21 protein-coding genes are annotated in these 23,941 nt (G+C 73.0%); 8 read left to right on the forward strand and 13 right to left on the reverse strand.

The genetic code is table 11. The annotated features are described in order from the left end of the window. Positions 1 to 81: 81 nt before the first annotated feature. A complete protein-coding gene (locus EIO00_RS13875) occupies positions 82 to 1,074 on the reverse strand; it encodes a glucosyl-3-phosphoglycerate synthase (RefSeq protein ID WP_140178959.1) in 993 nt (330 codons plus the stop codon). 218 nt (positions 1,075 to 1,292) lie between these two features. Continuing rightward, complete coding sequence (locus EIO00_RS13880; RefSeq protein ID WP_140178961.1) at positions 1,293 to 2,729, reverse strand: XRE family transcriptional regulator; 1,437 nt, start codon at positions 2,727 to 2,729, stop codon at positions 1,293 to 1,295. Between the two features lie 151 nt (positions 2,730 to 2,880). Between EIO00_RS13880 and aceA the strand changes: the two genes are divergently transcribed. The 4 genes from aceA to EIO00_RS13900 all read left to right on the forward strand — a co-directional run bounded on the left by aceA (position 2,881) and on the right by EIO00_RS13900 (position 6,863). After that, positions 2,881 to 4,173 carry an isocitrate lyase gene (gene aceA, locus EIO00_RS13885; protein WP_140178963.1) on the forward strand — a complete coding sequence of 431 codons (1,293 nt, stop codon included), beginning with the start codon at positions 2,881 to 2,883 and terminating at the stop codon, positions 4,171 to 4,173. Positions 4,174 to 4,319: 146 nt separating this feature from the next. Continuing rightward, positions 4,320 to 5,108 carry an ABC transporter permease gene (locus EIO00_RS13890; RefSeq protein ID WP_140178965.1) on the forward strand — a complete coding sequence of 263 codons (789 nt, stop codon included), beginning with the start codon at positions 4,320 to 4,322 and terminating at the stop codon, positions 5,106 to 5,108. Next, on the forward strand, positions 5,101 to 5,904 hold the full coding sequence (locus EIO00_RS13895; protein ID WP_241661340.1) for an ABC transporter permease: 804 nt from the start codon (positions 5,101 to 5,103) through the stop codon (positions 5,902 to 5,904). The genes EIO00_RS13890 and EIO00_RS13895 overlap by 8 nt, the downstream gene beginning before the upstream one ends. Positions 5,905 to 5,906: 2 nt before the next feature. Continuing rightward, positions 5,907 to 6,863, forward strand: coding sequence for an ABC transporter ATP-binding protein (locus EIO00_RS13900; RefSeq protein ID WP_140178967.1), 957 nt, complete (start codon positions 5,907 to 5,909; stop codon positions 6,861 to 6,863). Positions 6,864 to 6,908: 45 nt separating this feature from the next. Here the strand turns inward: EIO00_RS13900 and EIO00_RS13905 are convergent, their stop codons facing one another. Continuing rightward, a complete protein-coding gene (locus EIO00_RS13905) occupies positions 6,909 to 7,406 on the reverse strand; it encodes a hypothetical protein (RefSeq protein ID WP_175596221.1) in 498 nt (165 codons plus the stop codon). Between the two features lie 159 nt (positions 7,407 to 7,565). Here EIO00_RS13905 and EIO00_RS13910 point away from each other — a divergent pair, with 159 nt between their 5' ends. The 3 genes from EIO00_RS13910 to EIO00_RS13920 all read left to right on the forward strand — a co-directional run bounded on the left by EIO00_RS13910 (position 7,566) and on the right by EIO00_RS13920 (position 10,721). Next, positions 7,566 to 8,285 carry a hypothetical protein gene (locus EIO00_RS13910; protein WP_206664133.1) on the forward strand — a complete coding sequence of 240 codons (720 nt, stop codon included), beginning with the start codon at positions 7,566 to 7,568 and terminating at the stop codon, positions 8,283 to 8,285. Positions 8,286 to 8,644: 359 nt separating this feature from the next. Continuing rightward, positions 8,645 to 10,051 carry an aldehyde dehydrogenase family protein gene (locus tag EIO00_RS13915; RefSeq protein WP_140178969.1) on the forward strand — a complete coding sequence of 469 codons (1,407 nt, stop codon included), beginning with the start codon at positions 8,645 to 8,647 and terminating at the stop codon, positions 10,049 to 10,051. 22 nt (positions 10,052 to 10,073) lie between these two features. Beyond that, a complete protein-coding gene (locus EIO00_RS13920) occupies positions 10,074 to 10,721 on the forward strand; it encodes a LysE family translocator (RefSeq protein ID WP_241661341.1) in 648 nt (215 codons plus the stop codon). A 16-nt stretch (positions 10,722 to 10,737) separates the two neighbouring features. On the opposite strand, the gene EIO00_RS13925 is transcribed toward EIO00_RS13920, so the two are convergent. Both EIO00_RS13925 and EIO00_RS13930 read right to left on the reverse strand, forming a co-directional pair. Beyond that, positions 10,738 to 11,067 (reverse strand): DMT family transporter, encoded by a 330-nt coding sequence (locus EIO00_RS13925; protein ID WP_140178973.1) that lies wholly within the window; start codon positions 11,065 to 11,067, stop codon positions 10,738 to 10,740. 68 nt (positions 11,068 to 11,135) lie between these two features. After that, positions 11,136 to 12,302, reverse strand: coding sequence for an RsbRD N-terminal domain-containing protein (locus tag EIO00_RS13930; RefSeq protein WP_241661343.1), 1,167 nt, complete (start codon positions 12,300 to 12,302; stop codon positions 11,136 to 11,138). Positions 12,303 to 12,423: 121 nt separating this feature from the next. Between EIO00_RS13930 and EIO00_RS13935 the strand changes: the two genes are divergently transcribed. Continuing rightward, the gene (locus EIO00_RS13935; protein WP_140178975.1) at positions 12,424 to 13,218 is read left to right on the forward strand and encodes a class II aldolase/adducin family protein; all 795 of its coding nucleotides are present in this window, start codon (positions 12,424 to 12,426) and stop codon (positions 13,216 to 13,218) included. A 401-nt stretch (positions 13,219 to 13,619) separates the two neighbouring features. On the opposite strand, the gene EIO00_RS13940 is transcribed toward EIO00_RS13935, so the two are convergent. From EIO00_RS13940 to EIO00_RS13975, 8 genes are all read right to left on the reverse strand, one after another. Continuing rightward, positions 13,620 to 14,384, reverse strand: coding sequence for an enoyl-CoA hydratase (locus tag EIO00_RS13940; RefSeq protein WP_140178977.1), 765 nt, complete (start codon positions 14,382 to 14,384; stop codon positions 13,620 to 13,622). 127 nt (positions 14,385 to 14,511) lie between these two features. Beyond that, positions 14,512 to 15,531: a VldE C-terminal domain-containing protein gene (locus EIO00_RS13945; protein WP_140178979.1), complete on the reverse strand. Its 1,020-nt coding sequence runs from the start codon at positions 15,529 to 15,531 to the stop codon at positions 14,512 to 14,514. A 164-nt stretch (positions 15,532 to 15,695) separates the two neighbouring features. Next, a complete protein-coding gene (locus EIO00_RS13950) occupies positions 15,696 to 16,136 on the reverse strand; it encodes an HNH endonuclease (protein WP_140178981.1) in 441 nt (146 codons plus the stop codon). Positions 16,137 to 16,585: 449 nt separating this feature from the next. Beyond that, positions 16,586 to 17,479, reverse strand: a complete 894-nt coding sequence (locus EIO00_RS13955) for a hypothetical protein (RefSeq protein WP_140178983.1) — start codon at positions 17,477 to 17,479, stop codon at positions 16,586 to 16,588. Positions 17,480 to 17,581: 102 nt separating this feature from the next. Then, positions 17,582 to 18,577: a GNAT family N-acetyltransferase gene (locus EIO00_RS13960; protein WP_140178985.1), complete on the reverse strand. Its 996-nt coding sequence runs from the start codon at positions 18,575 to 18,577 to the stop codon at positions 17,582 to 17,584. A gap of 129 nt (positions 18,578 to 18,706) precedes the next feature. Continuing rightward, positions 18,707 to 19,702 carry a methylmalonyl Co-A mutase-associated GTPase MeaB gene (gene meaB, locus EIO00_RS13965; protein ID WP_140178987.1) on the reverse strand — a complete coding sequence of 332 codons (996 nt, stop codon included), beginning with the start codon at positions 19,700 to 19,702 and terminating at the stop codon, positions 18,707 to 18,709. A gap of 3 nt (positions 19,703 to 19,705) precedes the next feature. After that, positions 19,706 to 21,913: a methylmalonyl-CoA mutase gene (scpA, locus tag EIO00_RS13970; protein ID WP_140178989.1), complete on the reverse strand. Its 2,208-nt coding sequence runs from the start codon at positions 21,911 to 21,913 to the stop codon at positions 19,706 to 19,708. Continuing rightward, positions 21,910 to 23,754, reverse strand: coding sequence for a methylmalonyl-CoA mutase family protein (locus EIO00_RS13975; protein ID WP_140178991.1), 1,845 nt, complete (start codon positions 23,752 to 23,754; stop codon positions 21,910 to 21,912). Before EIO00_RS13975 ends, scpA begins: the two co-directional genes overlap by 4 nt. Positions 23,755 to 23,941 lie beyond the last annotated feature (187 nt).

Raw genomic sequence — 23,941 nt, forward strand, 5'->3', positions numbered from 1 at the left:
ACAGGCGTGTTACCAACGGTAGCACCGATGGGTTACCGCTGGTAACACGTCACCGTGTCGGGCCGGTCTCGCCGACGATCCTCAGTGCTCCGGCAGCAGCGGGCGGCTCGCCCCGGCGTAACCGGGGACCTCGATCATCGGCGGACGCTCCTGCACGCCCACGTCGTTGATCCGCACCTCATGGCCGTCGCCGCTGCGCGAGAACCAGGCCAGCGCGGTGCCCGGATCCTCCAGCGGCAGCATCCGGCCGTGCCGCTGCAGCCGCGACCAGGCGGTCAGCATGATCTGGCCGGACATGGCCGCCAGCGCCTCGGTGGACTGGTGCGAGTGCACCCGGTCGCCGAGGTCCACCTGGGCGATGGCGTCCAGTCCCGCCTCGGCGTACACGTCCAGCAGCAACCCCAGCTCCACACCGTATCCGGTGACGAACGGCAGCCGTTCCAGCAGCGCGCGGCGGCCGGCGTACTCCCCGCCCAGGGGCTGGATCACCCCGGCCAGCGCCGGCCAGTGCAGATTGATCAACGGCCGGGCCACCAGCTCGGTGACCCGGCCGCCCGCGCCGTCGATCCGCCGTCCGCCGCTCATCAGCGGCCGGTCGTAGCAGCCCTTGACATAGCCGACCGTGGGGTCGGTGAGCAGCGGCCCCAGCAGTCCGCTCACGAAATGCGAGGAGAAGTTGCGCAGATCGGCGTCGATGAAGACGATCAGCTCGCCGTCGGTGGCGGCGAGCGACTTCCACAGCGCCTCTCCCTTGCCCGACATCCGCGGCAGCTCGGGCAGGATCGCATCCTGGTGGACCACCTCCGCGCCGGCCGCCGCGGCGACCTCGGCGGTGCGGTCGGTGGAGCGCGAGTCGATCACCACGATCTCGTCGACCAGCGGCGCCCTCTCCATCAGATCCCGGCGGATCGCGGCGACGATCGTGCCGACCGTCTCCTCCTCGTTGCGGGCGGGCAGCACGACGCTGATCCGCCCGTCGCCGTGTGCGGCCTTGGCCTCGAGGAGCATCTCCACAGGCCAGTCCGCCGCCATGGTGGTCCGGCGGCGCATCCATGTGGTGGCCTCAGTCAGCACGCGCACTCCCTCCGCAGGTGGACGACCTCACTCAAGAGAAACCCACATTGGTAGGGATCCTGTACCAGGAGGAACGATCCAACTGATTCGACCCAAAGAGTTAACAACCGCACAACACAGCGGTCACCGGGAGAATTTCGCCGGCCGTCTCCGGGCCCGTTCCGGCGGCGCCGGGGCCGCCTCCCGGCCGCCCGGGGGCGGACGCCGCCGGGCGCCGTTCACTCCCGGGAGTGGCGGTCCAAGAACGCATAGACGTCGGTCTCGTCCACGCCGGGGAACGCACCCGGCGGCAGCACCGACAACACGTGCGAGTGGGCGCGCGCCGACGGCCAGGCCATGCCCTCCCAGCGCTGCGCCAGCTCGGCCGGGGGACGCTGGCAGCAGTCGCCGTCCGGGCAGGCGGACTTGACCCGGTTGGTGGTCTCCCGGCCGCGGAACCAGCGGGAGTCCTCGAAGCGCACCCCGAGGGTGATCGCGAAGTCCCGCTCGTGGCTGGGGTCGATGTGCGACAGGCACCAGTAGGTGCCGTTGGGGGTGTCGGTGTACTGGTAGTAGACCGAGAAGCGGTCGGGGGCGGCGAAGACCCGGCGGCCGGCCCACTGCCGGCACATCCGCTGCCCTTCGATGGCCCCGTCGGAGTCCTGGGGGAAGACCAGCCCGTCGTTGGCGTAGGCCTTGTAGATCGTGCCGCTCTCGTCGTTCTTGGTGAAGTGCAGCTGCAGCCCCAGGTGATGGGTGGCCACGTTGGTGAAGCGGTGGGCGGCCATCTCATAAGAGACCGAGAACACGTCGGCCAGGTCCTCCACCGACAGCTCGCGGGCGGCCTTGGCCTCCTGGAGATAAGGCACCACCGCCGACTCGGGCATCAGCACCGCGGCGCCGAAGTAGTTGGCCTCCACCCGCTGGCGCAGGAAGTCGGCGAAGTCGCGCGGCACCTCGTGCCCCAGGGCGATGTGCCCGAGGGTCTGCAGCAGGATGGTGCGGGGGGTGTGCATCCCCAGCTGCTCGCGCTCCAGGTAGATGCGGCGGTTGCGCAGGTCGGTGATGGAGCGCACCGAGTGCGGCAGGTCCTGGACGTAGCGCAGGTCGAAGCCGAAGTGCTGGACCAGCGCCATGAGCGTCCCCTGCGACAGCGCCCCGCCCCGGTAGCCGACCGCGGCCAGGGCGCGGGCGGCGACCTGCTCGATCTCGCCGAAGTAGTTGCCGCGCTCGTGCATCTGGCGGCGCAGCTCGGCGTTGGCCTTGCGGGCCTCCTCGGGACTGGCGGTCGGCTTGGTGCGGCTGCGTTTGAGCTCCGAGTACAGGGCGAGGATGTGCTCGATGACGTCGTTGGGCAGCCGCTTGCCGACCTTGAGGTACGGCAGGCCGAGCGACCGGTACAGCGGGTCGCGCTGGGCCTCCTCCAGCGCGATCTCCAGCTGGGCCCGGCGGCTGGGCGGCTGGCGGCGCAGCAGTTCCTCGACCGGGACCTCCAGTGCCGCGGCCAGCGACTGCAGCAGCGACAGCTTGGGCTCCCGGCGCCCGTTCTCCAACAGGGACAGCTGGGAGGGCGCCCGGCCGACCTTGGCGCCCAGGTCCGACAGTGTCATGCCGCGCGCCTTGCGCAGATGACGAAGCCGCTGCCCGAACGTGACGAGATCTACGTCACTCGACAAGTTCAGTGATTCTTCTGATCGCAAGGTCGTCACAGCTTGATGGTACAGAAACTTTCGCAGTTCTTCTGTTACTTCTGAGTAGTTCCAACCGTCTTCACCCGGGCAGACTCGGACACAAGCACCCAGGGGACGACACCAGAAGGGCACCGACATGACTGACAGTCGCCTCAAGGGCGCAGCCGAAGAGCTGCAGCGCCAGTGGGACACCGACCCGCGCTGGAAGGGCATCAAGCGGGACTACAGCGCTGAGGACGTCGTGCGGCTGCGGGGCTCGGTCCAGGAGGAGCACACCCTGGCCCGCCTCGGCGCCGAGCGTCTGTGGAAGCTGCTGCACGAGGAGGACTACGTCCACGCCCTCGGCGCGCTCACCGGCAACCAGGCGGTCCAGCAGGTCAAGGCCGGTCTGAAGGCCATCTACCTGTCCGGCTGGCAGGTCGCCGGCGACGCCAACCTGGCGCTGCAGACCTACCCGGACCAGAGCATCTACCCGGCCAACTCGGTGCCGACCGTGGTCCGCCGGATCAACAACGCGCTGCTGCGCGCCGACCAGATCCAGTGGTCCGAGGGCAAGGACGACATCTACTGGCTGGCCCCGATCGTGGCCGACGCCGAGGCCGGCTTCGGCGGCGTGCTGAACGCCTTCGAGCTGATGAAGGCGATGATCGCCGCCGGCGCCGCGGGCGTGCACTGGGAGGACCAGCTGGCCTCCGAGAAGAAGTGCGGCCACCTGGGCGGCAAGGTGCTCATCCCCACCGGCCAGCACATCAAGACCCTCAACGCCGCCCGCCTGGCGGCCGACATCTGCGGCGTCCCGACCCTGATCATCGCGCGGACCGACGCCGAGGCCGCGACCCTGATCACCACGGACGTGGACGAGCGCGACAAGCCGTTCCTGACCGGCGAGCGCACCCCCGAGGGCTTCTACCGGGTCCGCAACGGCCTGGAGCCCTGCATCGCCCGGGCGCTGGCCTACGCCCCGTACGCGGACCTGATCTGGATGGAGACCGGCACGCCGGACCTGGAGCAGGCCCGCAAGTTCGCCGAGGCGGTCAAGGCCGAGTACCCCGACAAGATGCTCGCCTACAACTGCTCGCCGTCGTTCAACTGGAAGAAGCACCTGGACGACGCGACCATCGCCAAGTTCCAGCGCGAGCTGGGCCACATGGGCTTCAAGTTCCAGTTCATCACGCTGGCCGGCTTCCACGCCCTGAACTACTCGATGTTCGACCTGGCCTACGGCTACGCCCGCGAGGGCATGACCGCGTACGTGGACCTGCAGGAGCGCGAGTTCGCCTCCGAGGGCCGCGGCTACACCGCCACCCGCCACCAGCGCGAGGTCGGCACCGGTTACTTCGACCTGGTCAGCACGGCGATCTCGCCGAACTCGTCCACCACGGCGCTCAAGGGCTCCACCGAGGACGAGCAGTTCTTCGACAACAAGTAAGGCTCACTCGTTTCGAGAACGTCCCTTCGAACCAGGTCAGGTGACGGACCCCTCCGGGCGCTCCTCCGCCCGGAGGGGTCCGTCATGTCCGGGGACCGTGTCATATGGCATGGAACGCTCCTCGCCGGCGCTTAGCATCACGGGGAGTGAGCGTCTATCCCTGGGTGGCGGCCTACTCGTTCCGCCGTCACGCCGCCTATCCGCTGGGAGCGTTCGCCGAGGCGATCACCAACACGGTGTTCGGCTTCGTGCGGGCGTGGATCGTGCTGGCGCTGTGGGACGCCCGGCCCGGCCTGGGCGGCTACACCGCCGCCGACGCGGTCGCGTTCTGCTTCATCACCCAGGCGATGATCGGGCCGGTGCAGATCTTCGGCGGCCTGGAGCTGACCCAGCGGATCCGCTCCGGCGAGGTGGCCGTCGACCTGCACCGACCGGTGGACCTGCAGGGCTGGTGGCTGGCCGACGACCTGGGCCGGGCGGCCGGGACGCTGGCGCTGCGCGGAGTGCCGCCGATGGCGGCGGGACTGTGGGCCTTCGACCTGACGCTGCCCGGCCCGGCCGGATGGGCGGCGTTCGCGGCGGCGATGCTGCTGGCGGTGGTGACCGGGTTCGCGCTGCGGTACCTGGTGGCGCTGACGGCCTTCTGGCTGCACGACGACCGGGGCATGCAGGCCGTCTCGCTGATCATGTCGATGTTCTTCTCCGGGATGGTCCTGCCGCTGGTGGTGTTCCCGGGGGCGTTGGGAGAGATCGCCCGGATGCTGCCGTGGGCGGCGCTGATCCAGATGCCCGCCGATGTGTTCCTGGGCCGCTGCTCGGGGGCGGAGCTGTGGTCGGTGTACGCCTTCCAGGCGTTCTGGGCGGCGGTGCTGCTGGCGGCGGGTCGGGCGCTGACGGCGGCGGCGCGGCGGAGGCTGGTGATCCACGGTGGCTGAGGCGGTGCGGACCTACGGGCTGCTGGCCTGGACGTGGCTGCGGGCCGCCGCCCAGTACCCGGCGTCGATGCTGCTGCTGGGGCTGGCCACGGCCATGGTGGCGGCGCTGGACCTGGCGGGGATCGCGCTGTTGTTCGCACACACCCCGCGGATCGCCGGATTCACCGCCGAGGAGGTGCTGTTCCTGTACGGCACCTCGGCGATGTCGTTCGCGATCGCCGACACGCTGCTGGGCGGCACCGAGCGGCTCGGCGAGCACGTCCGGCGGGGAACGCTGGACACGATGCTGGTCCGGCCGGTCAGCCCGCTGATCCAGATCGCCGCCGAGGAGTTCACCCCGCGCCGGATGGCCAAGCTGCTGCCGCCCGCGGCGGTGCTGGCGGTGGTGCTGCCCCGGCTGCCGGTGGAGTGGACGCCGGGACGGATCGCGATGGTGCCGGTGATGCTGGTGTCCGGGGTCGTGATCTTCGCGGCGATCTGGGTGCTCACCGCCTCGGTGCAGTTCGTGGTGATCGAGGTGCATCCGGCCACCAAGTCGATCACCTATGGCGGGGCGTTCCTGACCCAGTACCCGATGACGCTGTACGCGCGGGAATTCGTGCGCGGGATGACGTTCGTGATCCCGCTGGCCTTCGTCAACTGGCAACCGGGGCTGTACGTGCTCGATCGCCCCGATCCGCTGGGCCTGCCCGAGGCCCTGCGGCTGGCCTCCCCGGCGGTCGCCGTGCTGCTGTCGGCGGTGGCGGCGACGGCCTGGCGTGCGGGGCTGCGCCACTACCGATCGACCGGGAGCTGACCATGATCGAGGTCCGCGACGTCCGCAAGACCTTCACCGTCCGGTCGGGCCGGCTGCGGCGCCGTCGCACCATGGTGCGCGCGGTCGACGGCGTCTCCTTCACCGTGCGGGAGGGTGAGTTCGTCGGCTATCTGGGGTCGAACGGGGCGGGCAAGTCCACCACGATCAAGATGCTGACCGGCATCCTGACCCCCACCTCCGGCAGCGTGCGGGTGGCGGGGCTGGACCCCGCGCGCCGGCGCACCGCCCTGGCCCGCCGGATCGGGGTGGTGTTCGGGCAGCGCACCACGCTGTGGTGGGACCTGCCGCTGCGCGACAGCCTGACGCTGATCCGCCACCTGTACCGGGTGGACCCCGTCGAGCACCGCCGGCGGCTGGAGGAGCTGACCGAGCTGCTGGACCTGGGCCCGTTCCTGGGCACGCCGGTGCGGCAGCTGAGCCTGGGGCAGCGGATGCGCGGTGATCTGGCGGCGGCGCTGCTGCACGCCCCGCCGCTGCTGGTGCTGGACGAGCCGACGATCGGCCTGGACGTGGTGAGCAAGGCGACCGTTCGGGGGTTCCTGGAACGGCTCAACGCCGAGCACGGCACCACGATCCTGCTCACCACCCATGACCTGGGCGACATCGAACGGCTCTGCCGCCGGGTGATGATCATCGACCGGGGGCGGCTGGCCTACGACGGGGACCTGGAGCGGCTGCGGACCTCGGTGGCGGCCGACCGGATGCTGGTGGTGGACCTGGCCCGGCCCGCACCGCCGGTGCAGCTCGACGGGATCGGGGTGGAACGGGTCGACGGCCCCCGGCAGTGGCTGCGGGTGCCGCGCGGGATGAACGCCGCCGCCGTGGTGGCCGCGCTCGCCCGCCGCTACGAGATCGCCGACATCGCGCTGCGCGAGCCGGACATCGAGGAGGTCGTCACCCGGCTGTACCGCACGAGCGGAGCCTTCGGGGCGGAGTGAGGCCGCCCCGGTCCGTCCCCGCGGCGGTCCGCGGGCCGGCGGCGGTCAGAAGTACTCGGGCTGGCGGCGGCCCGCCGGCGCCTCGTCGAGCCCTTCGTCGTCGAGGTCGCCGTGTCCCGACCAGCGGCGCGGCGTGCCGGCCGGGACCAGCAGCACGAACCCCAGCATCGCGAACGCGCCGGAGCCCAGCAGCACCCGCACCCCCGCCTCGAGGGTGTCCTCCAGCGGTCCCTCCGGCGGCAGCTCGCTCGGCAGCTCCAGCGCCCGCCCGGGATCCACCAGGAAGAACGCCGTCCAGCCCAACAGGGTCAGCGCCGGGATCAGCGACAGCAGCGGAGAGGCCCAGCGCGCCACCACCAGCACCCCCACCACCAGTCCGACCGCCGCCATCAGCGCCATGGCGCCGTACAGGTGGGTGGCGTCGGTGATCTCCCGCGCGACCGGGTCGAAGGAACCGGCGGCCCGGGCGTACGACCAGGCCACGCCGTAGATCAACGCAGGGGTCAGCAGCACCCCGAGGAGAAACCCGATCGCGTGGCGCATGCGCGCATCACCGTCCTGTTCCGGCCCTGGCAGGGCTTTTCCGGCGCACCCGTACCTGGCGTTACATAACAGGTCGCCAGGGCGGGTCTCCAGGAATCGCCGTGATATGTGCCGGATCGTGATCCGCGCGCACGTCCTCCGGATAAGGACCGTTTCCTCATGTTCCTCATGTCGGACGCCGCGCGAACGGTCCGTTTCGAACCTCCGGCTGCGGGCATCGGCGGGATGGTCATATCGACGCTGGAGGAGATCATGTCGACCGCCCTGATGGTCGTCATCGCCGTCGCGGTCGTCGCGGTGCTGGCGGCGGCCGGATTCCTGCTGTGGTCCGGGCTGCGCACCCGGCGGCTGCGCCGGCGGTTCGGTCCCGAATACGATCGCGCGGTGGAGCGGTACGGCGGCCGCGGCGCCGCGGAGCGCGAGCTGCTGACCCGGCAGCGGCGGCACCGCCGGCTCGACCTGCGCCCGCTGGATCCGCGGCGGCGGGAACGTCACCGCGAGCAGTGGACCCGCATCCAGGAGCATTTCGTGGACGCTCCCGAGGAGGCCGTCGGGCGGGCCGACCGTCTGGTGACGGAGGTGATGGGCGAACGCGGCTATCCCACCGAGGACGTGGAGGAGCGGATCGCGCATCTGTCGGTCGAGCACGGCCGCGTCCTGGACCAGTATCGGCGCGGCCGGGAGATCGGCCGACGCGCCGCCGAGGGGACCGCGTCCACCGAGGAGCTGCGCCAGGCGATGGTGCACTACCGGGCGTTGCTGGAGGAGCTGCTGGCGGTGCCCGAGGAGGAGGGCCGGGACGGTCCCGGCGACCGCATCGGGGCGGGCGGGAGGGCGACGACGCCCCGGGAGGGCGACGCGCGGGAGCCGAGCGGCTGACGCCCTCGCCGCCGGCGCCCGGCCGTCCCGCCGGGATCGGCGTCGTGCGACGCCGCCGGTCGCCCGGGACCGGAACCCGGGCTCGGCGAGCCTGCTCATCTCCCCCGCCCGGACCACGGCCGTCCGCCCGCCCCCTCGCCCGCGGCGGACGGCCGTGCCGTGCCCGCGCCTTCTCCGTTCCATGGCCCGCTCCGTGGTCCGTTCCATGGCCCGCTCCGTGCCCCGCGTGCACAGTCGGCGGCGGTCACGGCTGGGCTGCGGCCCCGTCTGGGGGATCGCATGCCGCCCGGGACTGGAGCCCGCCCTCCCGGCGCGTAATACTGAACGTCATTCGGCTGCCTGCGAGGAGGACGTTCACGGTGAGTGACTTCACGATGACCATCGCCGGGGAGGGCGTGACCGCCCCCGGGACCTTCGGGGTGATCAACCCGGCCACGGGCGAGGAGCACGCCCAGGCGCCGAACTGCTCGCGGGAACAGCTCGACGAGGCGATGAAGGCCGCCGCCGACGCGTTCACCGAGTGGCGGCGGGACGAGAAGGCCCGCCGCGAGGCGCTGCTGGCCGCCGCCAACGCGTTGTTCGGCGCCGCCGACGAGCTGGCCCCGGTGCTGACCGCCGAGCAGGGCAAGCCGTTGGCGGACGCCAAGATGGAGATCATCGGCGCCGGGGTCTGGCTGAAGTACTTCGCCGAACTGGAGCTCCCCCGCGAGGTGATCCAGGACGACGACCACGCCTTCGTCGAAGTGGTGCGGCGACCGATGGGCGTGGTCGCGGCGATCACCCCGTGGAACTTCCCCGTCATGCTGTCGTGCTGGAAGCTCGGCCCGGCGCTGCTGGCCGGCAACACGGTGGTGCTCAAGCCCTCCCCCTACACCCCCCTGGCCACGCTGAAGATGGGCGAGGTGCTGCGCGCGGTGCTGCCGCCCGGCGTGATCAACGTGATCAGCGGCGCCGACCCGCTGGGCGCCTGGATGACCGAGCACCCGGTGCCCCGCAAGATCAGCTTCACCGGCAGCGTGCCCACCGGCAAGAAGGTCGCCGCCGCCGCGGCCCCCGACCTCAAGCGGGTCACCCTGGAGCTGGGCGGCAACGACCCGGCGATCGTGCTGGACGACGCCGACCCCGCCGCGGTGGCCGACAGGCTCTTCGACGGCGCGTTCTACAACAACGGGCAGACCTGCGCGGCGGTCAAGCGGGTGTACGTGCCCGAGCGGCTGTACGACGACGTGGTGGAGGCGCTGGCGGCCAAGGCCCGGTCGGTCAAGGTCGGCAACGGCATGGAGGAGGGCGTCCAGTACGGCCCCGTGCAGAACAAGCCCCAGTTCGAGCGGGTGGCCGAGCTGGTCGCCGACGCCGTGGCGGCCGGTGCGCGCCCGGCGGCGGGCGGCGCGCCCATCGACGGCCCCGGCTACTTCTACCGGCCGACGATCCTGGCCGACGTCTCCGACGGCACCCGCATCGTGGACGAGGAGCAGTTCGGCCCGGCCCTGCCGGTGATCAAGTACTCCTCGCTGGAGGACGCGATCGCCCGCGCCAACGGCACCAACTTCGGGCTGTCGGGGTCGGTGTGGGGCACCGACGTGGACCGCGCCGCCGAGGTCGCCGGCCGGCTGGAGTGCGGCACCGCCTGGGTCAACACCCATGTGGCGCTGGCCCCGCACCAGCCGTTCGGCGGGTTCAAGTGGAGCGGCCTGGGCGTGGAGAACGGCCCGTGGGGCCTGTACGGCTTCACCGAGCTGCAGGTGCTGCACCGGCCCAAGAAGTGACCGGTCTCCGGGCGGCCCTACGATGTGGGCCGTGCCGGACCTGTTGATCCCCTTCCTCGGCGTGGTCGCGGTGCTGACGATCACGCCGGGGCCGGACATGCTGCTGGTGCTGCGCAACGGCCTGCGCGGCGGCTCCCACGTCGCCTGGTTCACCGGGCTCGGCTGCTGCCTGGGCATCTCCTGCCACGCCGCGGCCGCCGTGCTGGGGCTGTCGGCCGTGCTCGCCGCCTCCGCCGCCGCCTACACGGCGGTGAAGGCGGCGGGCGCGGTCTATCTGGCCTACCTGGGGGTGCGGATGCTGGCGGGCGCGCTGCGCGGCGGCGAGGCCCCCCGGGAGCCGGAGGCGGACGTCCCCGAGCGCGGCGGGCTCGGGGCGGGGGCCGCGTTCCGGCAGGGGTTGCTGACCAACCTGCTCAACCCGAAGATCGCACTGCTGTTCCTGACGCTGCTGCCGCAGTTCGTGGGGGCGGGCGAGCCCCGGCTGCGGACGACGGCGGTGCTGGCGCTGGTGTTCCTGGCGATCGCGGTGGCGTGGTGGCGGCTGTTCACGCTGGCGCTGGGGCCGATCTCCCGGCTGCTGCGCGGGGCGCGCACCCGCCGGGCCCTGGACGGCGTGTCCGGCACGCTGCTGGTGGGCATCGGCGCCCGGATGGCGTTGGAGCACCGCTGAGCCGGCGCGTCCGCCCTCACCCGTGGCTGATGCCGCCGCCCAGGTTCATCACCACCACCCCGACCACGACGAGCGCCGCGCCCGCGACCGTGAGCGGCCGCACTGGCTCCTGGAACAGCAGCACCCCGCCGACGAACGCCCCGATCGTGCCCAGCGCCGACCAGATCGCGTACACCGGGCCCACGTTCAACGACGTCAGCGCCTTGGCCAGCAGCGTGAACGAGAGCAGGTAGCCGACCACCACCACGATCGACGGCCCCCACCTGGTGAACCCCTCCGAGGCGCGCAGCGACAGCGTCGCCGCCACCTCGGCCGCGATCGCCAGTCCCAGCAGCACGTACGGCATGAGCGTCCTCCCTCGTCGCGCGGATCGGCCCAGGATGCCATCGACGATCATCGCCGGCCGGCGTCCGGTCACGAGGCGGAGGGGGGCAGGCGCAGCCAGGCGTGCAGCGCCCACCACCAGTGCGCGGCGTGCGCGACGGCGTCGCCCGTCTCGGAGACCAGCGGCCGGCCGGTCAGGGCGTGCAGGCGACGCAGGCGGTATTTGACGGTGTTGGGGTGGACGTGGAGGGCCGCGGCGGTCGGTTCGATGCGGGCGCCGTGGTCCAGGTAGGCCAGGGCCGTCTCGGCCAGCTCGCGGTGGAAGGCGTCCGCGGGGGACAACGCGACCAGCAGCTCGCCGGCCAGGAGACGCCCGAGGACGGGCTCGGCGGCGGTGGCGGTGGTCAACGCCAGCTCGGTGAGGTGACGCAGTCCGTGCAGCCCGTGCGGGAGGGCGGCGCGCAGCGCCCGGCGGGCCAGCCGGTACAGCTCGGCGACCTCCGACAGCGGAGCGGCCGGGGCGGCGACCAGCAGCGGCGTCCCCTCCGGCAGGGCGCAGGGGGCGGGCAGCCGGGTCACCAGCGCCGCCAGCCTGCCGTCCACCAGCCCCGACAGCCCGGAGGCGGGTCCTCCCACGAGCATCGGCTCCAGCCGCTGGGCGGCGCGGGGGTCGCTGATGTCGCTGACCACGCAGTGGTAGGGGACGGAGCCGTCCAGCGGGGCGGGCGGCTCCACCGGCTCGCCGTGCAGCAGCTGCCGCAGCGCCTGCACGCGGCCTTCCCGGGTGGTGCGGGCCAGCTCCAGCTCGGTGACCCGGTGGGCGTGGACCATGCGGTGCACCAGCGCGGTGGTGATGGCGTCGATCCGGGTCACGCTCTCCAGCAGCAGCTCGGCGGGGATCCCGCGGGCCAGGCCGTGGTCGATGAGGACCCGCATCACATGCGAGCGTCCGGCCTGGAACCCGTCCAGCAGCGCGGCCACCGGCACCCCCTGGCGGGCCCGGTCCGATCCCAGCCGCTCGGCCGCCCGCAGCGCCCGCTCCCCCGGCTCGCCGCCGCCCGTCAGCGCCTCGATGGCCCCCTCGATCAACGCCCGGGTGTGCCGCCGGGTCTCCTCCTCGGGCAGCTCGGCGACCTGGGGGGACCGTTCACGGGCGGCCTTGACGGTGGCCTCCAGCAGCTCCGGGTCGCCCGCCCACTCCCGCAGCAGGGCCAGGAAACCCGCCGCCTCCTCGGGGTCCACCTCGTCCACCTCCACGCCGATTGTCCGCCCCGGACAATGACCCAGGTCACAATTGGACCGGCCCGCTCTAGGCGACCCGGCCGTCGTTGGGGTTCAGTGTCTGCATACCAGCACGAACGGCATGAAGGGCCGCAGGATGTCCGACGAAGAGTTCCTCGAGAAGCTGCCGCCCCAGGACCTGATCTTCCGACTTCCCCCGACGTTCGACAACGTCGAGGACGAACGGCGGTACCGCAAGGAGCGGCTGGCCGCGGCGCTGCGGCTGTTCGGCAAGTTCGGCTTCGAGGAGGGCGTGGCCGGGCACATCACCGCCCGCGACCCGGAGCTGACCGACCACTTCTGGGTCAACCCGTTCGGGATCTCCTTCAAGCACATCAGGGTCAGCGACCTGATCCTGGTGAACCACCAGGGCAAGGTGGTGGAGGGCCGCTACCCGGTCAACGAGGCCGCGTTCGTGATCCACTCCCAGGTCCACCAGGCCCGTCCGGACGTGGTGGCCGCCGCGCACAGCCACTCGGTGTACGGGCGGGCGCTGTCGGCGCTGGGTCAGAAGCTGGAGCCGATCACCCAGGACGCCTGCGCGTTCTACCAGGACCACAGCCTGTTCGACGACTACACGGGCGTGGTGACCGACCTGGAGGAGGGCAAGCGGATCGCCGCCGCCCTCGGCGACAACAAGGCGGTCATCCTGCGCAACCACGGTCTGCTCACGGTGGGCGACTCGGTGGACGCGGCGGCCTGGTGGTTCATCACCATGGAGCGTTCGTGCCAGGTCCAGCTGCTGGCGAAGGCCGCCGGTCAGGTGGTCCACATCGAGCACGAGAACGCGGTGCTGACGCACCAGCAGATCGGCAACGACCTGGTCGGCTGGATCAACTACCAGCCCCTGTACGACCAGATCACCCGCGAGCAGCCCGACCTGTTCGAGTGAGACGCGGGGCGGGCGGCGCCGCCCGCCCGTGACCGGTCGGCATCCCATCGGCCGTGCTGGAGCGGACACGGCCGGTGCAGGGCCGCGGAACCCCCCGCCGCGGCCCTGGCCCCTCAAGGCCCGGGGACGACGATCCGCGCCTCGTCGTCCCCGGGCCTCGCATGTCCTCTTCCGCTTCTCCCGCGCTCGCGCCCTCTGCTCGCCCGCCCGGGCCCGCCGCCGGTCCGCCTCCCGCCGGGGTCCACGGCGTCCGCGGGCCACCGGTCCCTTCGCCGCACGGCCGCCGCGCCCATGACCGGGGAGCCGCGGACGGCCCCGCTCCCGCGGGCTCCTCATCGCCGCACGGCCGTCGCGCCCTTCCGTGCTCCGGCCGGCGGGTGCGATGCGCGGCGCGCGGACGTTCAGCGCTTGCCGAACCGGGCGGCGAACTCGGCGATCTCCGGATAGGTGGCGGACTCGGCCTGCGCCCACGACTCGTACTCGATCACCGACTCCAGGTCTCCCCGGGCGGCCAGCCGGACCGCCAGCTTGATGTCCCTGAGCAGTCCCGGGCGCAGTCCGGCCCAGGAGCGGGCCAGCTCCAGGGCGGCGGCCGCGGGATCGTCGGCGATCGACAGCACCAGTCCCCGCTCCAGCGCCTCCTCGGCGGTGAGCCGGCCGCCCTCCAGCAGCAGCGCCAGCGCCCGCTGCGCCCCCAGCTCCCGGGTCAGGAAATAGGTGCATCCGCCGCCGGGGTGCAGCCCGATCCTGGAGAACGTCGCCGCGAACCGCGCGTTCGGGCCGGCGATCCGGACGTCGCAGCACAATGCGAGGTTCAGTCCCGCTCCCACGGCCGGCCCCTGCACCGCCGCGATCGTCGGGATCTCCAGGTCCCGCAGCACCAGGAAGCTCTCGTAGTAGGCGCGCAGCCCCGCGCGGATCTCTCCCACGGGCCGCCCCTGCCCCCCGAACAGCGCGGGCAGATCCGCCCCGGCGCAGAAGCTGGTCCCCTCGGCGGCGACGACGAGCACCCGGGCGGCGGGATCCGCACGGACCTCCCCCACGGCCGCGATCAGCTCCTCGCGCATCACCGTCCCGATGGCGTTCCGCCGGTCGGGATCGGCCAGCGTGAGCACCCGGACCCCGTCGTCCTCGCTCGTGAGCCGGATCGTCGTCCACTCCCCCATCTCGCCTCCCGATCACAGGCCGACACCACGCCCGGCCATGATCTCACCGCCCCGCCGCGGCCTCGGCCGCCGGCCCGGGCGGGCGATGCGGCGCGGGGTCTCGCCGGGGTCCTCGCCCCGCGGCGGGTCACAGGACGGAGATGTGGACGTGGTCGTAGTGGTTGGCGGTGATGCTGCCGCGGTCCTCCATGGTGCGCCAGCCGCCGCCGCTGCGGACGTCCCAGATCCGCTGACGCCAGATGACGTACTTGACGCCGAGGCTGGAGGCGTTGTCGATGGCGTACTGGGCGACGGCGTCGCCGTGGGCCTGGGCGCTGGCGCTGGGCATGCGACCGCCGGTGCTCTCCATGAAGTCGCAGGCGTGGCCGGTGCCGTGGTCCTGAGGGTCGCCGGCGCGGTAGCAGCCGATGGCGGGGAAGGGACCGAACCTGCCGTCGATGGCCAGCAGCACCTGACGCATCCGGCTGGTCATGGAGTTGCCGATGATGGTGGACTTGGTGCCGGTGACCCCGTCGGGGCGGCCGCCGGAGCCGCCGGTGACCGGGGCCTGGGGCTTGTGCTTGGCCAGCAGCTTCTTGACCCGGTCGCGCTGTCTGTCCAGATCCTCGATCTGTTCGCGGACCTCTTCGACCTTGGCGTCGGCGGTCCGGCGCGCCTGGGCGGCCTGCGCCGACAGCCGCTGCAGGTCTTGCAGTCGGCGGCCGTTGTCGATCCGCAGGTACTCCAGCAGCGCGGCGTCCCGCATCATCGCGGCCGGGTCGGAGGCGGCGAACAGGGTGACGGGCTCCAGCCGGCCCCGCATGTAGGAGGCCGCCGCCAGCCGGCCGACCGCCTCGCGGGTGTCCTGCAGCTCCCGGTCCAGGCGCTCGGCCTCGTCGGCGGCGCGCCGGGCGGCCTTCTTGGCCTCGTCCAGCGCGACCAGCCCGCCCCGGTACTCCTTGGCCAGCTCGGCGGCGCGCTTGTTGAGTGCGGCGAGCTCCTTCTCGGAGTCCTTGGGCGCGGCGGGGGCCGCGCCCGCCGTGCCGGAGAACGGAACGGCCGCGGCCATGGCCGCGGCGAGGACGAGCGTCGCGGCGCGACGCGACGCCGAGCCCGGGCGTCCGGATCGCCGGGCCCGCTCATCACCGGTCGGGTCGTGAACCGCCACTCATCTCTCCCGATGGGTCGCCGAAAGACGGGCGGCACGTTACCACGTTTTGCACGTATATCACGACTGAATCACAAACCACATAGAGTGACTCGATTGTCACTCTTAGAGGTGGTGATTTTCTGCCGAGGCCGGGCCCTTGGGCGACGGCCCGGCCTCGGCGATCAGCGGCCGATGAGCTCGTCCCAACGCGGCACCCGCGGCGTCACCCGCAGTCGCAGCCCGGCCTCGGCGGGGGTGCGGTCGCCCTTGCGGTTGTTGCACCGCGCACAGGCCAGGACGGTGTTCTCCCAGGTGTCCTTTCCGCCCCGGGAGCGCGGCAGCACATGGTCGATGGTGTGACCGCGGTCGCCGCAGTAGCCGCACAGTCCGCGATCCCGCAGGTGGACGCCGCGTTTGCTCCACGGCGGACGCCTGCCGTGACGCCACCGCATGGCGACGTAACGCACGAGCCGCAGCACCCGCGGCACGGGGAAGGCGCCGATGCTGCGCCCTTCCTCCGCCTCTTCGACGACGGCCACTCCTCGCACCAGCATGCGGATGGCGTGCCGCAGGTCCACGTGCTGTAAGGGCTCGTACGACGCGTTCAGGACGAGCACGTTCATCGGCTCACCTCCTCCCGGCGCCTCCCGAGGCCCGCCGATCCCGTCCGCGCGTCACCGCGCGTCCCGCCGGCGCATGCACGGGAATGCGTTGCCGAATTCCTCCATTTCCGCCGTTCAACGGCCGTGATCAGAGTGCCTTTTACCGGCCCTTTCGGGCAACGCATTTTCTGTTCGCCGGCGGCGGGAACGGGACGATCGCGGCCCCTTTGCCGATCCCCTCTCGTCCCCTTCTCGTCCCTTCTCGTCCTTTCTCGGCGCCTTCCGCGCCCTTCCGTCGCGGCCTCGCCGGGGAGGACACCGTCCCGCGCCCGCGGCCAGCCGCCGTTCTCCCCGGCGGGGTCCGGCGGGCGGCGCGGGCGGGCTCCGGAGGGAAGGGAGGATCTCGCGCGAACCTCGCACGGACCGACGAGGGCCTCGCGCGAGACGCCCGCCGGGGCCCGGTGCGGTCATCACGGTGAGCGGCCCCGCACGGCGGTCCGCGGGGGGACGGGGACGGCCGGTGCCGCGACGCGCTCCCACCAGTCGGGTTCGGGCCGGTCGCCGGGCGGGGCGAGGCGCAGGCCGGTGTCGCAGTCCGGGCAGGCGGCGGAGCAGACGGCGAGGCGCAGCGGAAGGGGGCGGCCCGGGCCGGACCGGGGAACGCCCCAGTAGCCGAAGACGTCGTCGGGGCGGAGGGACAGGTCGGCGGTCAGCCGCCACACGGCGGCGGGGTCGCCGCTCGACCACGCGCGGTGCTCGGCGAACAGACGGGCGGCCAGGCCGCGCAGGACGGTGACGGCGGTGAGCATGCGGCCGTAAGGGATGCGGACGGCGACCAGCTCGGGAAGGCCGAAGCGGTGCAGCCCGGCGGTGTCGGCGCGCATGGTCCGGCCCTCGCCGGGGGTGAGGAAGACCCCCAGCCAGTCGTCGCAGAGCAGGAAGCGGTCGGGTTCGGGCCCGGTCGGGTCGCTCAGCGTCCGGTTGGCGGCCAGATCGGCGACCCGCCCGCCGGTGGCCGCGGCCAGGGTGCGGGCGACCAGGCGGGCCGCCTGGGCCTGGCGGGGCTGGGCGGCGGGGTCGGCGATCGAGGTGACCACCAGGTGGCGGCGGGCCGAGCGCAGGGCGGCCAGCTCCCCCTCGCCGCCGCCCAGGGCCCGCAGCCGCGGCCTCCAGGGGGAGTCGGCCGCGGGAACGTCGGCGACCAGCAGCAGCGGGGAGGCCAGCAGATCGCGGGCGGTGCCCGCCAGCCCGTCGGCGGGAAGCATGTCGCGCAGCCTCCGCACGTCGGGGGCGCCGTCGTCGGCGGCGATGAGGAACCGGGTGGTGGTGGACTCGGGAACGGCCAGGGACAGGGTCTCGCCCATGGGGGCCTCCTTGGGCCTGCATGAGGAAACGGACGTGGCAGGCCCAGGCTCCCGGCGCGGCGGGCGTCTCCGGAAGGCCCCGCCGCATCTGTGGACGACCGTTCAGCGCACCAGGGTCGGCAGGTCGGCGACGTCGGCCTGGTAGTCCAGGTGATCGCGCTGGTGCCGGAAGCCGAGCTCGGCGTTGACCGCCAGCATGGGCGAGTTGTCGTCGACGTTGTCGGTCTCGATCTCCCGCACGTCGGGCCGTTCGGTGCGCAGCCACTCCAGCATGGCGGCCTTCAGCCAGATGCCCAGCCGCCGGCCCCGGTGCTCGGGGACCACGGCGGTGTCGTACTGCGCCGCCCGTTCGGGGTCGGTCGCGGACACCACCACCTCGGTGAACCCGGCGATGCGGGGCGCGGCCGTCGGTCCGTGCAGGGCGGCGACGGTGTAGAGCCGGTCGCCGCGCGCCTCCACCGCCTCGGCCGTCTCCCGGACCCGACGGGGATCCCAGCGGGAGGAGCCGCCGACGGTGATGTCGGCCATGGCGCGCTTGGCCATCGCCAGCTCTCCCGCCAGCTCCTCGCTGACCGGGCCGGTCCAGCGGATCAGCCGGTAGCCGGGCGGCGCGTCGGCCACCAGCCGCGCCAGCCGCACCGGGTCGAGCTCGTCCATCCGCAGCAGCATCACCCGCAGCGACAGCACGCGGCGGAAGCCGTGCCTCTCCAGGAACGGCACCGCGGGCGTCCCGGCCAACACCTGGGCGACGACCGTCCCGCAGCGGGCCGCGCGCAGCCGGTCGGCGGCCACCGCCAGCAGCCGGGTGCCGATGCCGCGCCGCCGGCGGGCGGGCAGCACCTGCACGTCGATCTCGGCGGCCCGCCCCGCGTCGTGGGGCAGCCGCAGGTAGGCCGTCCCGTGCATCCGGCCGCCGTCGTCCACCGCGGCCCACATGACGTTGCGGGAGGCCGGCGGGGGGATCAGCAGCCGGGCCCGGGTGTGTTCGAGGTCCGGCACCGGCTCGCCGGGCCGGTCCCAGGCCCATGCGGCCGCCGCCACCGAGTGCCATTCCTCGATCTGCGCATCCGTCGGATCACTCAGCGCAATCACGTCCATGCCGACACTTCTATCGGATGCGGGCCGATCACGACGGGCACCGGGTCAACTCGTGACCTGGCGGCCGCCCGGGACCGCCGGACCGAGCGTCCGGGCGGCCGCCGGCCGCCCCGTGCGGGGCGGGCTCCGTCAGTCGGGCCCCCGTCCGGTGAAGGCGGCGAGGATCCGGTCGGCGGCGACGGCCGGGGGCACCGCGCCTTCGGCGACCTGGCGCTCCAGTGCGGGCGCCAGGTCCCGCACCGCCGGGTGGGAGTGCAGGTCGGCCAGCAGCCGGTCGTGGACCATCGCCCACACCCAGCGGATCTGCTGCTCACGGCGCTTGGCGGCCAGCTCGCCGGTCTCGGCCAGCCGGTCGGCGTGCTCGACGATGTGCCGCCACACCACGTCCAGCCCGACGTTGTCGCGGGCGCTGCAGGTCAGCACCGGGACCTCGGACCTGCGCCCGTCGGAGGAGGGGCGCAGCATCCGCAGCGCGCCGGCCAGCTCCCGGGCCGCCTTCTTGGCCACCATCTCGTCGGGCCCGTCGGCCTTGTTGACGGCGATGACGTCGGCCAGCTCCAGCACGCCCTTCTTGATGCCCTGCAGCTGGTCGCCGGTGCGGGCCAGGGTGAGGAACAGGAAGGTGTCGACCATCTCCGCGACGGCGGTCTCCGACTGTCCCACCCCCACCGTCTCGACCAGCACCACGTCGTACCCGGCGGCCTCCATCACCACCATGGCCTCGCGGGTGGCCCGGGCGACCCCGCCGAGCGTCCCCGCCGACGGGGAGGGCCGCACGAACGCGTTGGGGTCGGTCGCCAGACGCGCCATGCGGGTCTTGTCGCCGAGGATGCTGCCGCCGGTGCGGGTCGAGGACGGGTCCACCGCCAGCACGGCGACCTTGTGCCCGGCGGCGGTGAGGTTGCTGCCGAGCGCGTCGATGAACGTGGACTTGCCCACCCCCGGCACGCCGGTGACGCCCACGCGGCGGGCGCCGCCGGCGTGCGGGGTCAGCTCCGTGAGCAGGCGCTGGGCCAGCTCGCGGTGGTCGGGGCGGGTGGACTCCACCAGCGTGATCGCCCGGGCGATCCACGCCCGGGAGCCCTCCCGCACCCCCTTGACGTAGTCCTCCAGGGCCGGGGGCATCGATCAGCCGTGTCCCAGCCGGGCCGACAGTTCCTTGAGCAGGTCCAGCGCGGCGTCGGCGAGGACCGTGCCGGGCGGGAAGATCGCCGAGGCCCCGGCGGCGCGCAGCGCCTCGAAGTCGCCCGGCGGGATCACCCCGCCCACGACGATCATGATGTCGTCACGGCCGAGGGCGGCCAGCTCCTCCCGCAGCGCCGGCACCAGCGTCAGGTGCCCGGCGGCCAGGGAGTTGACGCCGACGATGTGCACGTCGGCCTCCACCGCCTGGCGGGCCACCTCGGCGGGGGTCTGGAACAGCGGGCCCACGTCCACGTCGAAGCCCAGGTCGGCGAAGCCGGAGGCGATCACCTTCTGGCCGCGGTCGTGGCCGTCCTGGCCCATCTTGGCGACCAGGATCCGCGGGCGGCGGCCCTCGGCGCGCTCGAACTCGGCGGTCGCCGCGCGGGCCCGTTCGATGTTGTCCGCCGGTCCGGCCTCCTGTCGGTACACACCGGAAATGGTACGGATCTGGGCGCGGTGGCGGCCGAACGCCTTCTCCAGGGCGGAGGAGATCTCCCCGACGGTGGCCTTGGCGCGGGCGGCGTCGATGGACAGCGCCAGCAGGTTCTGCTCCAGGCCGGGCCTGCGGGCGCCGGCCTTGGCGGCCTCGGCGGCGGCGGTCAGCGCCTCCAGCGCGGACCGCGTCTTCTCCTCGTCGCGTTCGGCGCGCAGCCGCCGCAGCTTCTCGATCTGCTGGGCGCGGACGGCGGCGTTGTCGACCTTGAGGACCTCGATGGGCTCGTCGGCCTCGGGTCGGTACTTGTTGACGCCGATGACCGGCTGCCGGCCGGAGTCGATGCGCGCCTGGGTGCGGGCGGCGGCCTCCTCGATGCGGAGCTTGGGCAGCCCTTCGTCGATGGCCTTGGCCATGCCGCCGGCGGCCTCGACCTCCTGGATGTGGCCCCAGGCGCGGCGGGCCAGGTCGTGGGTGAGGCGTTCGACGTAGGCGCTGCCGCCCCACGGGTCGATGGGCCGGGTGGTGCCGGACTCCTGCTGCAGCAGCAGCTGGGTGTTGCGGGCGATGCGGGCGGAGAAGTCGGTGGGCAGCGCCAGCGCCTCGTCCAGGGCGTTGGTGTGCAGCGACTGGGTGTGGCCCTGGGTGGCGGCCATCGCCTCGATGCAGGTGCGCGCCACGTTGTTGAACACGTCCTGCGCGGTCAGCGACCAGCCGGAGGTCTGGGAGTGGGTGCGCAGCGACAGCGACTTGGGGTTCTCCGGTCCGAAGCCCTTGACCAGCTTGGCCCACAGCAGCCGGGCGGCGCGCAGCTTGGCGACCTCCATGAAGAAGTTCATGCCGATCGCCCAGAAGAACGACAGCCGGGGCGCGAAGGCGTCCACCTCCAGGCCCGCCCGCAACCCCGCCCGGATGTACTCCACCCCGTCGGCCAGCGTGTAGGCCAGCTCCAGGTCGGCGGTGGCCCCCGCCTCCTGGATGTGGTAGCCGGAGATGGAGATGGAGTTGAACTTCGGCATCTTCTGCGAGGTGTACGCGAAGATGTCGGAGATGATCTGCATCGACGGCCCGGGCGGGTAGATGTAGGTGTTGCGGACCATGAACTCCTTGAGGATGTCGTTCTGGATGGTCCCCGCCAGCTGCTCCGGCTTCACCCCCTGTTCCTCGGCCGCGACGATGTAGAGGGCCATCACCGGCAGCACCGCGCCGTTCATGGTCATCGACACGCTCATGCGGTCCAGCGGGATGCCCTCGAACAGCTGCCGCATGTCCAGGATGGAGTCGATCGCCACCCCGGCCATGCCGACGTCGCCGGTCACCCGCGGGTGGTCGCTGTCGTAGCCGCGGTGGGTGGCCAGGTCGAACGCGACCGACAGGCCCTTCTGCCCGGCGGCCAGGTTGCGCCGGTAGAAGGCGTTGGACTCCTCGGCCGTGGAGAACCCGGCGTACTGGCGGATCGTCCACGGCTGGGTGACGTACATCGGCGCGTACGGGCCGCGCAGGTAGGGGGCGATGCCCGGGTAGGTGTTCAGGTGGTCCACCCCGGCCAGGTCCGCGTCGGTGTAGAGGGGCTTGACGTCGATGCCCTCGGGGGTGTCCCAGACGAACGCCTCCGGTTCCTTGCCGGTGGCCTCGACGACCGCCGCGCGCCACTCGGCGACGGCCTCGTCCGGCCGGGCCGGGCCGCCCAGCGTCACATCGGAGAAATCGGGGATCATTCGGCCACTCCCAGGTCGCGCAGGGTCGTCTCCAGCGTCTCCACGGCGTTGCAGCCGGCGAAGATGTTGGCGTCCACCCCGTCGTAGGAACCCTTACCCGCCAGCCAGACCCGTACCGCCCCGGCCTCCTTGAGGGTGCGGGCGGCCTCGGCGGCCCGCTCGGCGTACAGCGTGTCGCTGGAGCAGATGCAGGCGACCTTCGCGCCGCTGGCGGCGAAGTCGCCCGGCTCTCCGGTGACGGTGGCGATGCCGCCGGCCTGGAAGAGGTTGGCGGCGAACGTGGCGCGCGCGGTGTGCACGGCGATCGGCCCCAGCGTGGCCAGGAACACCTTCGGCCGCTCCCCCGTGGCGGCGGCGTGGGCGTCGGCGCGGTCCCGCAGCGCCTCGAAGTCCTGGGCGTAGTACACGCGGGGCAGCCCGCCGCCGAGGGGCCGGGGGGCGGGGGCGCGCTCGGGGAGCCTCTCCTCCAGGTTGGGGAACTCGCTGACCCCGGTGAGCGGGGCCTTGCGGTGGGCGATGTCCTTGCGGCGCCGCTCCCAGGTGGCGGCGATCCGTTCGGCGATCATCCCGGAGGCCAGCGCCTCGGCCATCCGCCCGTTCTTCTCGATCTCGGTGAACCACTCCCAGGCGGCCCGGGCGAGGTCCTCGGTGCGGCGCTCGACGTACCAGGAGCCGCCCGCGGGGTCGACGACGCGGGCGAGGCCGGCCTCCTCCAGCAGCAGGGTCTGGGTGTTGCGGGCGATGCGGCGGGAGAACGCGTCCGGCAGCCCGAGCCGCAGGTCGAACGGCTCGACGGTGACGGCGTCCGCCCCGCCGACCGCGGCGCCGAAGCACGCCACGGTGGTGCGCAGCATGTTCACCCACGGGTCGTGGCGGGTCATCATCGGCGCCGAGGTCACCGCGTGCTGCCGCTGCACGGCCGACTGCACGCCGCACACCTCCGCCACCCGGCTCCACAGCCGGCGGGCGGCGCGGAGCTTGGCGATGGTGGCGAACTGGTCGGCGGTGGCGGCGTAGCGGAACTCGATCTGCTCGAACGCCTCCTCCACGGTCAGCCCCGCCTCGGTCATCGCCCGCAGGTAGGCGACGCCGGTGGCCGTCGCCGCCCCCAGTTCCTCGGCGTCGCTGCCGCCCGCGTCGTGGTAGGGGGTGGCGTCGACCACGAAGGCGCGGATCCCGGGGAACTCGCGGGCGCACCGGACCGCCAGCGCGGCCGCCGCCGGCAGGTCGCCGGGCGCGCCGGTGCGGGCGGCCAGGCCCAGCGGGTCGGCGCCCAGCGCCCCCAGCGCCCGCCGCTCCTGGCCGCGCCGGGCGACCAGGCCCAGGAACGTCTCGGCCGCCTCGGCGGTGTGCGGGCCGGCGTCCAGCACCACCGGCGCGACGTCCAGGTGCACCTTCTCCAGGACGCCGGGCAGCGCCTCCACCGGCAGCCCCGCCTCGCCGAGGGTCAGCCACACCGAGGTGACGCCGTTCTCCAGGTCGGCGAGGACCGCCTCGGCGGTGGCGGCGGGGTCGGGGTGGGCGTGGCGCTGCCGGACGTCCCAGGCCGCCAGCCCCTCCCCTTCCGGCGTGACCTCGCGGACGCGCGGGGCCAGGCCGGGCCGGGCCCGCACCGCGTCGTCGGCGGTGTAGAGGGGGCCGATGGGGATCCCGTCGTAGGTCCGCCGGGTCAGCAGTCCCTCGACCTCCGCGAGCGGTGTGTCCTCCGCGGCCGCGCCGGACTTGCGCAGCACCCCTTTCACCAGTTCCCGCCACTGGTCGCGCTCGGCGGCCGGGAATTCGGCGGCCGGCGCGAACGGCTCGCGTGGCGAGGTCGCAACATCATCAGGCGGCACCGTCATGCCTGGGATGGTAAGCGAGCGCCGACACCGCGCCGGAACCCGGGTCCCGATTCCGGAGAAGCGGTTCTCCGGCGGCGTGCGACGCCCGGCCGGCGATGCGCCGGCGCGGCGTTCGCACGCCCGCCCGACGCCCGACGCGGCGGCCGGCGAGGCGGTCTCGCGACGGTCGGCGCGGGGCCGGCGCGGC

The sequence above is a fragment of the Thermomonospora catenispora genome (assembly GCF_006363815.1).
Classification (GTDB): Bacteria; Actinomycetota; Actinomycetes; order Streptosporangiales; family Streptosporangiaceae; genus Thermomonospora; species Thermomonospora catenispora.